This window comes from Candidatus Endomicrobiellum agilis, from assembly GCF_020328115.1.
Taxonomy (GTDB): domain Bacteria; phylum Elusimicrobiota; class Endomicrobiia; order Endomicrobiales; family Endomicrobiaceae; genus Endomicrobiellum; species Endomicrobiellum agilis.
In genome coordinates this window covers 55,249-68,584 of the sequence record NZ_JAIXMW010000002.1, presented here as the reverse complement: position 1 = coordinate 68,584, position 13,336 = coordinate 55,249, and the positions used below count along the sequence as shown (strand labels likewise).

The 13,336-nt window shown below is 34.6% G+C and carries 13 protein-coding genes; 11 read left to right on the top strand and 2 right to left on the bottom strand.

Annotation, left to right across the window (positions count from 1 at the left end):
- Window positions 1–674: 674 nt before the first annotated feature.
- The 6 genes from LE179_RS01675 (at window position 675) to LE179_RS01650 (ending at window position 4,987) form a co-directional block, all read left to right on the top strand.
- The gene (locus tag LE179_RS01675) at window positions 675–890 is read left to right on the top strand and encodes a hypothetical protein (protein ID WP_374128641.1); all 216 of its coding nucleotides are present in this window, start codon (window positions 675–677) and stop codon (window positions 888–890) included.
- Window positions 891–1,407: 517 nt separating this feature from the next.
- Window positions 1,408–1,584, top strand: coding sequence for a hypothetical protein (locus tag LE179_RS01670; RefSeq protein ID WP_374128640.1), 177 nt, complete (start codon window positions 1,408–1,410; stop codon window positions 1,582–1,584).
- Window positions 1,585–1,852: 268 nt separating this feature from the next.
- Window positions 1,853–2,128, top strand: a complete 276-nt coding sequence (locus tag LE179_RS01665) for a hypothetical protein (protein WP_374128639.1) — start codon at window positions 1,853–1,855, stop codon at window positions 2,126–2,128.
- 727 nt (window positions 2,129–2,855) lie between these two features.
- Window positions 2,856–3,068: a hypothetical protein gene (locus tag LE179_RS01660; protein WP_374128638.1), complete on the top strand. Its 213-nt coding sequence runs from the start codon at window positions 2,856–2,858 to the stop codon at window positions 3,066–3,068.
- Window positions 3,052–3,282, top strand: a complete 231-nt coding sequence (locus LE179_RS01655) for a hypothetical protein (protein WP_374128637.1) — start codon at window positions 3,052–3,054, stop codon at window positions 3,280–3,282. The genes LE179_RS01660 and LE179_RS01655 overlap by 17 nt, the downstream gene beginning before the upstream one ends.
- An 883-nt stretch (window positions 3,283–4,165) precedes the next feature.
- Window positions 4,166–4,987: a hypothetical protein gene (locus LE179_RS01650; protein WP_374128636.1), complete on the top strand. Its 822-nt coding sequence runs from the start codon at window positions 4,166–4,168 to the stop codon at window positions 4,985–4,987.
- Window positions 4,988–5,130: 143 nt separating this feature from the next.
- On the opposite strand, the gene LE179_RS01645 is transcribed toward LE179_RS01650, so the two are convergent.
- Complete coding sequence (locus tag LE179_RS01645) at window positions 5,131–5,298, bottom strand: hypothetical protein (protein ID WP_374128635.1); 168 nt, start codon at window positions 5,296–5,298, stop codon at window positions 5,131–5,133.
- A gap of 357 nt (window positions 5,299–5,655) precedes the next feature.
- On the opposite strand from LE179_RS01645, the gene LE179_RS01640 reads away from it, so the two are divergent.
- A complete protein-coding gene (locus tag LE179_RS01640; protein WP_374128634.1) occupies window positions 5,656–6,054 on the top strand; it encodes a hypothetical protein in 399 nt (132 codons plus the stop codon).
- 718 nt (window positions 6,055–6,772) lie between these two features.
- The gene (locus LE179_RS01635; protein WP_374128633.1) at window positions 6,773–6,982 is read left to right on the top strand and encodes a hypothetical protein; all 210 of its coding nucleotides are present in this window, start codon (window positions 6,773–6,775) and stop codon (window positions 6,980–6,982) included.
- A gap of 324 nt (window positions 6,983–7,306) precedes the next feature.
- Here the strand turns inward: LE179_RS01635 and LE179_RS01630 are convergent, their stop codons facing one another.
- Window positions 7,307–7,642 (bottom strand): hypothetical protein, encoded by a 336-nt coding sequence (locus LE179_RS01630; protein WP_374128632.1) that lies wholly within the window; start codon window positions 7,640–7,642, stop codon window positions 7,307–7,309.
- Between the two features lie 617 nt (window positions 7,643–8,259).
- Between LE179_RS01630 and LE179_RS01625 the strand changes: the two genes are divergently transcribed.
- The 3 genes from LE179_RS01625 (at window position 8,260) to LE179_RS01615 (ending at window position 13,175) form a co-directional block, all read left to right on the top strand.
- Window positions 8,260–10,539, top strand: a complete 2,280-nt coding sequence (locus tag LE179_RS01625) for a P-loop NTPase fold protein (RefSeq protein WP_374128631.1) — start codon at window positions 8,260–8,262, stop codon at window positions 10,537–10,539.
- 1,051 nt (window positions 10,540–11,590) lie between these two features.
- Window positions 11,591–12,697, top strand: coding sequence for a helix-turn-helix domain-containing protein (locus LE179_RS01620; protein WP_374128630.1), 1,107 nt, complete (start codon window positions 11,591–11,593; stop codon window positions 12,695–12,697).
- Window positions 12,666–13,175: a hypothetical protein gene (locus tag LE179_RS01615; RefSeq protein ID WP_374128629.1), complete on the top strand. Its 510-nt coding sequence runs from the start codon at window positions 12,666–12,668 to the stop codon at window positions 13,173–13,175. Before LE179_RS01620 ends, LE179_RS01615 begins: the two co-directional genes overlap by 32 nt.
- Window positions 13,176–13,336 lie beyond the last annotated feature (161 nt).

The window sequence follows — 13,336 nt, the reverse complement described above, 5'->3', positions numbered from 1 at the left end:
AATAAGCGCTGCGGTTTTTCTGCCGTTGCTCAAGCTCTCAGTAATGATTAAAAGTTTTATTATCTATGATAAACAGCTCTCCTCTGTTTTCCTAGTTTTCCTATGCAGGGATAATGGCTACCGAATAAGATAGTCAGGTTTGGCAGCAAATAAAATGACGGACTTACCGTGCTAAAAAACCGCAGTTAGAATTTATTTCTCATATAATTTAGACTTCTGTCTAGATTCAACAATTTTAGAAATGCTGCTCTGCTCGTGATTTATGTGAATTTAGGATACAAGGAGTTGCGCAAATATTTCCGTAAAGTTACTAAGCGCAGACTGTCCGGCGCTGGAATCTTGAATTATATTTGAAAAAAGCTATAGGCGTAAACAACGCCGATATTTTATTTTGATTTATTGCCAGATATGTCTTTGTGTTGCTGAAAAAGACAATTCATATAACGGCTTTTTCCATAGGTCGCGCTTTCTGTTTTTCAAAATTTCCAGCGGATGCCCATAAGAAAAGCGTCATTTTTAAATTATATTGAAATTTTGAAATGCAACTGATAGTATATTTAGATGGAATTTTATTATGAATCGCCCAAGCTGCTATATCTTCAAGTCATTATTGCTTTATAAATCACGCAATAGAAGCTGAAAGTGAATAAAAACAAAATAAAAAAGCAGTTAAAATGTGGAAAAGAGTACAAAGTTTTGAAAAATTAATATTTTTTGGATTACAAAGAAGAGACAAAGTTGACCGTAAGGATGTGGCGAACATGCCAGCCAAAATCTCCGGGTTTGACCGCCTGCCTATAGTTGGATATGCGGTTGATGACACGACAAGCCCAGCGAGGAGCGCGCTATTAATGTTAAACGATTTATATTATTATGCGGGTTTGAAATAATAAAAACGAGCTGCGATTGAGGGAAATGTAAGCGGAATAAAATGAAAAAGATTGTATTGTTGTTATATGTAATGTTGTTGTTTGCAGATTGCGGCAGAGTGAGATAAAGTGTTCAAGGACAGAGATAGAAATCAAAAGTTCAATTTTAGCGAATTCAGGCAATACAAAAAATAGAATACCGAAACGAAAAAAAATAGCCTGCCGAGAAGCGGAAAAGAACCGAGTGGTTATTAAGGAGTTCGGCGGAAAATAGAAGGGGATAGTAAACTGATGAAAAAAATTGCAATGTTGTTAATGCTGCTAACGTCGCTATTTGAACGTATTGCCGCTGGCATAGCGGTGTTAATTTTTCATTGGGATTTGTGACAGTCAAAGGAATAAAAAAATAAGAAACAAAAAACAGAATGCCAAGATAAAAAATAGCACAGCTAGGAGCGGAGGAGAAACTGGCGCTTATTTGAGAGTTTAGGCAGAAATCAGAAACCTTAAGTGGAAAATAAAAAAGGATGGCAAACTAATGAAAAGAATTGTATTGTTGTTAAGCATTTTGATGCTGGCAGGTTGTGATGGTGTTTTGCACAAAACACCGCGCTACAGCATAGCGGAATGGGAAGAAATAGAAACAGGAAAAAAGAAAGGACACCTCTATACAGAAAAGGAATACCAAATATACAAGATGGCGCGGGTGCTGTAAATGTCTGAAAAAGAAGACACAGCAAAAAAATAAAAAAGAGAGGCGGAGACTGAGAGCAAAGATAATGCAAAAAGTAAGCGAGCAAGGATTAAAAGCAGTAATAAAAAGAACAATGATACGCCGCGCAGTTTGAGTCGCGCGGCGATAACGTTGCCGCTGACTGGGGAAGCGCCGCAGTTCGCAGGGTATGGCAACATAAACACGTCGATGATATATTCGCTCAGTTTGTAGCTGCAAAAAACAGGTGCGCCAGCACACAACTGAAGCGGTGATATTTGAGCATTTTGAAATAAAGGGCGATAATGGTAAAGTAAAAAAAAAGAGAACCAACAACAAAAGACAGAAAAATCCGAGTAAGTTAGTGCAGGTTCGAGGAACTGCTCAAACTGTGGATTGTATAAAAGACATCGCAAAAAAACAGGAAGATATAACTGCCAGCGGTGTTTTGCAGCAGTTGTTTAACGAATATTTCAAGCGAGTTGGCAACGAGAGAAGGGGCGGGAAATATCGTATTATCGTATTAATGTCAGTGTTGATTATATGATTTGGGCAAAACTGCAGGGGCGGTTAAATAGGAAACAATTATCGTTAACGATGATGTGCGAGAATGTAATTGAAGAACAAAATCTTGAATACAAAAAGAAAAAGTGTGTCAGTGCGGGAAGCCAAACGAATAGGCGGTAATCGCAAGAAATAGGCATGGACATGCAAAGATTAAAGAGAGTAGTCCTCAATAATAAGCACTTGTTTAAACTTTACCTTGCCGGCGGGCTGTGATTTAAAGAAAGTATCAACATCAAAAGGAAGAGTCAAAAACGCTCTCTTTTTCAGAGCGGCGGATTGGGACGAAGACTAATAGAGGTATAGAGCCGCAACTATTCTTGCTGCTGTAGGCTTTGTATAAAGGAGCAAGACGGTATTCCGCAGGAAACGGCGGGCATTTGATTGTCTTAAGACTTAAGATCAAGACCATTTGCAGAAAAAATCAAAACTGTATGCGACAGGACGCAGGAATAGTATCATTGGTTAGCTGTTTATAATTGGATAACAATCTCAAAGTATTATACAAAGCTCGTTAACAACGATAAGGTTTGGACACAAGCGTATGAATCTGATCCTTGTCGGTGCTTAAGCAAGGAGCGGTATCTTGGCAAATTAGAAAGGCGGAAGATTTTTTGTTGTAGATTTGATTAAAAAGATAGGACAGCGGAAGAAACCAAATTCTGAATCTGATAAAAAAGAAGAGGTTTATCAACATTTTTGTAGATGTTTTGGATAAAGTTAGTATCTCTTATGTTATAAATGTTCATAAGCAGGGTTATAGATATTGCAAATGGGATTATAGTGCTGGTTATTGGTTTGATACTTTTGATGCTACTACAAAACAGCCGCTTAAAGAGGAAGAAGTTTCTGTTATAAATACTCGCTTCCAGTTTGCTCCTTCGCTCAAAGAATATAAATATATTTGTGGAACTGTTCCTTAAAAAGAAAAAAACAATTGAAGCTATTGATAGTTTTGTTGATGAAAAAAAGGACGTGCATTCTTTTTATGCTTATTGCTGGGTTTTACAGGTTGTGAAAATGGGAAAAGTCCTTCGGCGTAAACAGACATGGATGTACTCCAAGCCAAAAGATAGAGGAAACATCAACCGCTGTGACCGAAACGTCAATACAACAGCTTACGAAAAAAAGGCGTAATTATTACCATTGCTGTGACTGTTCTCATCTGTGAGATGACGTGTGTGTTTATCAGCCAAAGATATATTTTTGCGTATCTATGTTTACGCAAATTCTGTGAGATAGTAACGGATATGCTTGTCAGACTATAAGAAAAGAAGAAGATGGACACTTTAAGCTGATAGAGCTGGCTCAGCTTAACGGCATACAGCTTGCCGACGTGCTTGCTCATGTGCGCGACCCGAAAGGGACACAGAATAAGAATACAAATGCGCTTTTCTTTGACCTGAGGGAGGTAAAATGAGGGCTGTTCTTGTTGAAATGCTAGGCGTGCTGCCAGTGGCGGGGCGCTTCTTCTTCTAGCTTTACTGTCAGACTTGGAGCGTTCTTGACCTTCTATTTCAGCTGCTGAGATTAGCGCTTGCGACCGTTTTGCCGCTGTTCGCCTTAGAACTTTGTTTGGTGCTTGGTTGTATTATCCGCTTTTACATGATGTTATATCTAAGTAATTTCTTAACCGCAGGCGTTGCTTGCTTAAGCAGTACCTTTAAGAAAGGAATATAAAAGAGCGTACAGTTGAGTATCAAATAATACAGCGCTGTTGTGCCTTAACCCGATATACGCTCTGTATGCAGAAAAACGGTATGTCTTAAAACAGGTAAGCATGAATATAGATACATCATGGAACGTAAGCCTACGGATGTTATAATAAAAACATTGGAGAGGGCAGCCGCAAGGTTAATTTGGATAGGTATTCAGAGTTTTGGCGTGATTGGGCGAGCGAGTAAGATGAAAGACTGCATGCATTTGATTGAATTTGAGTTTTATATTAAGCTGACAAATTTCGGTTAATAATAAAATTCTTATGCTTTTCTTTCTGACTGGAAACAAGATAGGTATAAAAATGAAAGAAATAGTAGCTCTGCTCTTGGTAGCAAGTTTAATCTCTGGTTGTGATAGTAAGCCAGCTGCCGGTATCGTACGCAATAATTATGATAAGTCTAATACAGTAGCCGAATACGACAAAGAAGGCTATGATAAAAATGGCTTTAATAGCGAAGGTTACGATAGAAATGGTTATAAGAAAGGCGGTTATAACAATCGCGGTTATGATAGAGAAGGTTTTAACAAAGATGGTTTTGATAAAGACGGTTATGATAGAGAAGGCTTTAATAAAGACGGCTTTAATAGAGAAGGTTACGACTCTGATGGTTTTAATAGACGCGGCTATGATAAAGAAGGCTTTAACAAAGATGGTTTTAATAGACGCGGCTATGATAAAGATGGCTATAATGAAGATGGTTTTGATAAAGACGGTTATAATGAAGATGGTTATAACAGTCGCGGCTATGATAGAGAAGGCTTTGACAAAGATGGTTTTAATAAGCGCGACTATGATAAAGATGGCTATAATGAAGATGGTTATAACAGTCGTGGCTATGATAAAGAAGGCTTTGACAAAGATGGTTTTAATAAGCGCGGCTATGATAAAGATGGCTATAACGAAGATGGTTTTGATGAAGACGGTTATAATGAAGATGGTTATAACAGTCGCGGCTATGATAGAGAAGGCTTTGACAAAGGCGGTTTTGATAAACGCGGTTACGATAGATATGGCTATAACAAAGGCGGCTATGATAAAGAAGACTGTGACAAAAAAGGGGTTGGCAAAAATGGAGAAAAAAGAGGTTGGTTCTCCTTCTTTTCAAAGAAGCAACGGAAATAATCGCGGACAAATCATGAAAAAATATTATTGTTGTTCTTTGGTAAGTTTAATCGTCGGTTGCGATAAGTTGCCTTACGGCGGAAAACTTGGAAATTCTGCTGTCGTTTGTCGTTGAGAGAACGGAAGACAATCTGCCGCCGTTGTCAACACCAACGCCTGCCTTTATTAAATTTTTTAGAGGAATTGCGCAGTGATGGGAATGTTCGCCCGTATTTTGCCCATTCTATTCTTTCTTTTACTGTAAACGCGCTTATTTTTCCTTTGTTAAAATATGCTGTGCCTAAAACAGGATATTCTAATTTTTTGGGCATATTAAGAATGTTTTCCGCTCTGAGTTTTCCTGTGCAAGCGCCTCTTGCAAATCCTTTTTTTGTCTAAGCCAAAAATAAGTTTAATCGCTTTGGTTTTAGAGACACGGTTGCCGTTACGCGTGTATATAACGAAAAAAATTCAATAAGTTTTAAGTTTGCATATTTGCTTTTTAATAATAGAGTTTTTTGTACTCAGCTTATTCTTGAGATTGTCCGGTTTCTCGCGTATCCTCATACTTTGTCTTTATGGGTTTCTTGTTTTTGACAAAGGAGAAGCATAAAATGAAAAAAAATTGTATGCGTATATGTCTGAATGTGAGAAGCTGTCTGATAATGGAAGCGCTGTGAATACCGCAGTTGATAAAGAAAGAAACAGGGGCGCTTCCTTCTTTATCAGCATCCGCTTCAATGCCTGAGCAGAATGGAGCTGTTTCCGCCCTGTCCGATAATGCTGCGGTTTCCTATTGGTTTTCTTGGCATTGGTGTTTTCCCGCGGTTAATATAGGTAATTCACCTATAAAATCTATTGCGGTAAATATTATTGTTTATCTTGCTGTTATATCTTATGTCGGTTATAGGGTGCGTGGAAGTCGTATAAAAACATATTATCACGCTCCTAGTAAGCATAATTTAACGGTAGTCCGAATTAAATATGCCGAGCTTGGTTATAAAATTTGTTATTATGAGTCTGCCGACTGTGATAATATTGTTGCGGGATTTTGTCGTGACAATAACACTCAGCGTAAGATTTTTTAGGCGATATTTCCCCTGAAGGATTTTTTTGTAATGTCTTCTATAAAAAACTTATGAGACACATTGAATTTATTTATAAACCTATTAACACTGAGTCTTCTGTAATCTAGTTCGTAAATAGGATGTTATGATGACTAAAAACGTTGATAGCTTTGTTGAAGACATTTTAAAAAAAATTCGCAGTATCTGCATTTCTGCACGGTCTCTAATATGGTACCTTCCTCTTCAACAAAATACGGGGATATACTCTGTCTGAAGTGTAAACAGGAGAATAATAACCACTGTTATTATGTATTATGGTTTTTGCGGGTTTCTTAAGCTGGGGGCAGGTTCAGGTTTGCGCTGCAAAAAATTAAGAGGCTTTTCTTTAGCTTCTTTGAGTTCATCATTATCTTTCTTCAAATTATTAATTTGCGCGTTAGCGCTATTATTTGCTTCGCTTCTACGAGCTTTTTATTTTAGTTGACAGCAGAATTATATTCTCTGCTCAAGTTAATATTTGGTTCTTGAGGTTTTTATTTTCAAAAACTAATGGATTATTAGTACTTTCTTCATCAAGTTTGAGCCGGGCAGCTGTCTTTTTAAGCTCTTTGTTCTCTTCAGATGTTTCCTGAAGTCGAACCTGAAAATTACTGTTCTTCTTATGCAGATAAGCAGCTGCTCTGATACCTATAACCGCCGCTAACGTAGTTACTATATACGTTAGCGGCGGTTAATTGCTGTGATTGATGCCGAATGCTTAAGCAAGGATCGTCGGCTTTGTCTTTCAGAGTTGATGACGGATTTTCATCTGGAGTTAAATCTGGTTCTGGGGGCGGAGGTATATCTCCTGACTCTGGAAGAGATTGAGGATTATCATGATGTTCTGGTTGGTTTGGTTGGTCTGGCGGAGTTTCCTGATACTGTTTCCCATTCGTTAAGGCGTTGCTAATGTTACCTATTTGCGTTTGGATATCAGCTTGGGTTTCTGCAATACTTTTGAGCTGTGCTTCATATTTAACGTGTCTGTCGGTTATTGCTGTTTTAACATTAACGAGTTCGTCGACTATTGCTTTGGTATTCGCAGCAATCTCCTGAACGGACTTTTCTAGGTTGTCATTTTGAATAGTTACTTTATCAGGAACTGTTGCCTTAACCTCTCCCTTCGGCGGAGTAGGTGTAGAGTAAAAGTGCGAATCTTCTCAAGCTGCTGGAGACAAAAGTTTGCCGCAAGTTATCTTGCTGATAACCTTTTTTAAAGTCCACCAGCTGAGCTTTAACATGCCAAACGCCAGAGGCAATACATAAGATTCTTTATTATGATAAATGCTGCGAGTACTATCGGGGTTGCCATTAACGAGTATAGCACAGCCTTGTCTGGATACAGCACGGCAAACGCCAGCGCTCTTTCTCCATAGTGGTTGCTCTTACTAAAGAAGCCCATTTCTTCAGCTTTATCGTGCTGCCAATCAAAAGGTACAGGTACAGGTTCACTAATGATACTGATGTACGTCATGTTACGCTGTTCCCTCTGTCCTTTTCCACAGCCGGCAAACGAAGTAAAACAAATACTTATTATGAGAACTGCGCTCATCAATTTTTGTTTATTCATTTTTGTTCCTATCCTGTATAAGGAAAGAAAAGCATAAGGATTTTTTTATAATTATTAAAAATTTTCTGCCCGGCATAAAACTCAGCTAACTGACTGCAATCTTTTGTCTTTTGTTTCTTGTGGCTGATATGTGTCCATCAAAAAACACGCATGCGCTTCCTCAAAATTCTTTAATATGACATTCTCGCTCTTTTCTTATTGCTAACTCTCTCAAAAAATTCGTTAAAAAGCTACTGCGAAATACCGCTAATAGTTACGTCTTTCTGTTTTTTTCACGATGCCTTTTACACGACCCAAAGTCTGAGACTCGGCGTAAATCTGCAATAATTTGCGTACGCTTCTTACCAGCTTGTGATCCGCCTTTTTAATTTTACCATTTTTTGTCCGTTTTGGATATTGTAGATATTAGTAAATGTATTTTTTACTTATATTTCGATTCGCTTGAAATGTTTAAAATATATTTTACTTTTTCATATATTATAATGTTTTGTTCTATAATATAGCAATACCATAAAAATAGATACTTCGGTAAAGAACTCTCTCAGTATAACAGATAGCTGAACACAAAAGCAGTCTTAGACTTTTTGCGGTATAGATTTTATTTTGAAGGAAAGATAATGATGGCTGATAATAAAGGTGGTTTTAAAAGAAAAAATTTTGATACTGATGATCCTATTAAAGATAAAAAAGATGACATGCTCGGAAGAACTCAATTTGCCGAAGATATATCTTCAAATTTATTGAATTGGGAATCCGATAAAAGTATTATCATAGGAATTAACGGGGTATGGGGATCAGGAAAGTCGTCAGTTATTAACTTAATTAAGCAGTATATTGACAATAAAGCTGGAACTGATAATAAGCCTGTAATGATAGATTTTAATCCTTGGATACTTTCAAAAAGGGAAGATATAACAAAATATTTTTTTAACGAAATAGCTTCTGCTTTTGATTGCAAAGACAAAAGTAAAAAAGATAGAATTCTGGCAGAAAGATTCAGAAATTATGCCGCCGTCTTGTTAGGACCCGCCGTCCTGTTAGGACTTCACGAATATTGTGTTCAAACTGTTTCCTTTTCCTTATTAGCTGTTTCAGTTTTAAAAGACATTCTTGAACTTTTAAAAGACATTCTTAAACTTTTAAAAAGCATTCTTGGAGCAAAATCTGAAAAATATGATAGAAGATCTAAAAGTATATCCGTAATTGACATTAAAAAAGATATCAATAATTATTTAGTTGAAAATAAGCGAAATATTATTGTGTTTATTGACGATATAGACAGATTAGCTGATGAAGAAATTAAAGAGATATTCAGATTAGTGAGAGTTAATGCTGATTTTAATAAGATGATATATGTGATGGCTTTTGACAGGGAAATTGTTGAGAAAAGTTTTGAGGAACAGAAATATTTAGAGAAAGAGGGACAGAAATATTTAGAGAAAATCGTGCAAGTGATTTTTGATATACCGTTTCCTTCTGAAAAAGTACTTCAAAAGTTTCTTCTTAAAGAATTAGAGCGAGTGATAAAAACATTGCCGTCAGCGCAGGCATATTTTAATGAAAATAAAGATGAAAACTATTGGGGGCGTATTTATCATTCAGGATTCAAAGACTTTTTTAAAACCGTCAGAGATATAAAAAGATTTATGAATGGATTAGAATTTAACATATCCCGAATGTGTAAAAATGATGTAATAGAAGTAAATCCAATTGACTTTATCGCCGTTGAAGCAATTAGATTATTTGCTCATGAATTTTATTTATTTATGGCTCATAATTTAGTCCTTTTTACAGCGGCGCATGAACACGAAATTAATACTAAATTGAGGTCGTCTCAAGAAGAAAGAACAAAAGAAATAAAAGAAATAGAGAATGCATTAGAAAGTTGTATAGGTAAAAAAGGCAAATACTATCGGACTGTCGAGTGTTTAATTAAAGAATTATTCCCGCAACTTAAGGATATTTTAGGAAATATTACTACCGAGCCTAGAACATGGAACAAACAACTAAGAATATGTTCTGAACAATATTATAAATCTTATTTTAATTTTATTGCCGGCGGGGAAGAAGAAGAAATAAGTAGATATGAGATGATTAAAATCCTTAAAGAAGCAGATTCCATGAAAAATTTTGAACAGATTCTTAATCAATATATAGAAATAGAAAGAATCGGAAAAGTATTGGAAGGAATTTTAGATTTTATAGAAGATAAAAAATTGATTCCTGAGAGAAATGTCAAAAATATTATAGAAGCGTTATTTAATATTTATGAAGACTTGCCTCGTATTCCAGACTCAGCCAAGAGTATATTTGATTTATTCGATTCAGAAAAACTAGCAGAGAGTATAATATATCAGCTGTTAAGCAGAGGAAAAGATAAGGAAAAGAATTTTAATTTATTGAAAGAACTTATCCCTCGTACAAAAGGCTTATATATGCAATTTTTAATGACATGCTCTTGTAAATCAGCAATACCGCCAGACAAAATAATATCTTTACAAAAAATATGCGTTGAAAAAATAAATAATATAGATAAGATAGATAAGGAATATCTTATTAATCATAAAAAATTACCAGCTCTTTTAGACAAATGGAAGGAATGGAGCGATTCAAAACAATTAAATGATTTTAATGATTTTATTAACCGGGTTCTTGAAGATGATAAAAATACAATTGTACTTATAGAAAAATTTATTTCAGAAGGAATTGCACCGATAGACGGTGAGATAAAAAAAGTTAGATATGTGCTGTATGAAGAATTAAGTAATTTTGTTAATTTGGAAAATGTAAAAATAAAGTTGGATGAAATTAAGAAGTCTTCTCTCGAATCATATAAAAAGTACGGAGATACTATAGACTTGTTCCTGAAAAACTATAAAAGCGAGAGCAGTTCATAATATATGTGACCCATATTTGGAATTTCTGTAAAATTCTATGAATTTCTTTCCAATTTCTATGAATCTTTCAACGAGATAAAAGGAATAGTTTGGCAGACTGCCGAACTTGTTTGCTTTATTATACCTATTGGCGTTATCTTTATTTGTCATTCTGAGAAGATATAGTTTTTGAAGAAACCAGAAGAATAAAAACTGGATATTTCGGGACATTATTTCCGCGGCATGGCAATGTTAACCAATCAAAAAGATGTCATATACAAAACAAAAAACGCTGAAAAAAACAATTTTACAAATGAACGGGAGCTTCAAGATTATTTTGTTTGCCGATATGCGGCAGACTGGGAAAATTGCTTTTTAAAATCGCATTAGAGAGAATAAAAAATTGTGTTTGGTAATTTTGATAATTTACTTATGGCGTAAAGAAAATCCTCTTTATTTTTCTAAATTCAAAAACCGCCTCGTATTCATTGATGAAATGCGGTGTGTATTTTCTCAAATAAGAATGCTTATAAATTAATTAGGCGAAAAAGAAATAATCAATAATTTGGGGAATTTGGAAAAATTGTGAGACTTAGATACGAAACATTAAAATCTCTTGCCAATTAAGCCTCAGCCGCTGGCTCGCAGTTCAGTATTTGTATAAATATTTAAAAATCTTATTTCTGTTTTTTATTAGATTTCTTTGTTTTTGCGGACAAAAAGATATTGATCAAATGGCTGTTCTGACAAAATTAAGTCCATTTAACACTTATTTGCAATATTATATCGGCTGCTTATTTTATATAGATTTGTACTTTAACTTACTTGTCAATTCAAACCTTGTAAATATAAACTTATAAAACTTCTTAGAATCAATTTCTTACTCTTTTAATTGTTTCCGGCAGGAAAGCTTTTGATTTGTCCTTTATGCGGTAAAGTCTTAAAGCTGATTTGCTGTAAATGAAGAAATCAAGTAAGACGGCTGATGACAAGCTATTTTTCTATAATCTAGAAAAATAGCTTTATTTTTTCGTAAAAATGTTATATACTTTCTATATAACAGGAGAGATTAATGATTTCAAAAAAACTAAAAATATTTAGAGAGAGCGTTTTTAAATATACTCTCAAAGATGTTGAACAAAAAACAGGAATTGGACAGTCGTCGTTATCTGATTTTGAAAACGATAAAAGAGAACCGTCTATACATCAGTTATCGGTACTTGCGAAATTATATAATGTGCCTGTTTCACGCTTTTTTCAAGATACAGACGAATTAGTTTGCGATTTAGTTTTGTGGAGAGAAGAGCCGTCCGATACAACATTGAAGGCAGAGTTGGAGACAAAATTCAAAAAGCTTTGCAAACAATATAGAAATCTTGAAATTTGGACGAAATCTCCATTAGAAAAGGATTTTGTTTCTTTTTTTCTAAAATCATTTCCAAACGATGAAGAAAATGTGAGGTTTCAAGCAAGAAATATTCGGCATAAACTTGGCTTGGGGAAGTATCCAGGAAAAAGCCTGTTTAGGATACTTGAGGAAAAATATTTTGTAAAAATATTTAATCTTGATCTTCGTTCAAGTTCCGCAGTTTGTTGTCATTCAAATGAGGTAGGTTCTGCAATAGCGCTAAATGTTACGAATTCTATGTATAGACGTAATTTTGATTTAGCGCATGAATTATTTCATCTGTTAACTTGGAGTTTTGTTAATAAGCAGCAAAAAGACGTTATGGAGGAATATGCAGATGTTTTTGCTAGCGAGCTTTTAATGCCAAAAGACAGTATAATGGAATCAGTTGATGATTTTTTAAGGAAAGATAGTAAGAAATTGTCTTTTAACGATATCGTTTCTATCTCTAGAAGATTTGTTGTTTCTATAGAGGCTTTGATGTGGCGCATACGAAAAGTTTATAATGTGGATTTTGAGCATACTAAAGAAATCATAGGTAAAATTAAAAAATATGCTTGCGAAATCAAGGTAAAGCAAAATACTGAACAAAATATGGGCGGACTAAATAAATTCCCCGAAAGATACGTTAATTTAGCTTTTGAAGCTCTAAAAATTGGTGAAATATCAACAAAACAATGCGCAAATTATTTAGAAAGAAATATTTCAGATTTACTCGAAATGAATTTATGGAGTGGCGGTGATTCCAAAATTGACATTAGTTTTGTGTGATACTTGTGTGATTATTAAGGCTTTTAGAACAAATTCTTGGAAATTATTGATAAAAGAACATAATATTGTAATTTCTGAAATTATTAAAAAAGAAACAAAATATTATAAAGTTTCTGGCAAAGAACAAAAAATAGATTTAAGTAATTGCGATAACGCAAGGTGTATTTCTCAAACAAGCTCAGATTTATCTGCGTTCAGGGTTGCTTTTAACTATTTTAATATTGATAAACTTGATGACGGCGAAACGGAACTTTTATCTTATTTATATAACAACAAGGATACACAAAATATTCAAATTTGTTCTGAAGATGCAGTTGTTTTTAAGATACTTGGAAGACGCCTTGAATCGAATTTATGTGTTTCTTTAGAAGAATTATTGCCAAAGAATAAAAAATTACTGCGTCAATTTACAAAGAAATTTAAAATAAAAGAACTACAGAAAGGTTTAATGGAATCTAAAGAACTACAAAAGATTTAACGGAACCTGCAATATAAATTGAATTTTTACACTTTCCGCCTTTTTTCTGCAATTTCAAAATATGAATTATATTTGTTGTTTGCTGCTGAAAAATATTTTTTACAATTATTTGAAACCTCAAACAAATGATTGGATTCTTTAAAGATTATGTCTTTTTAGAA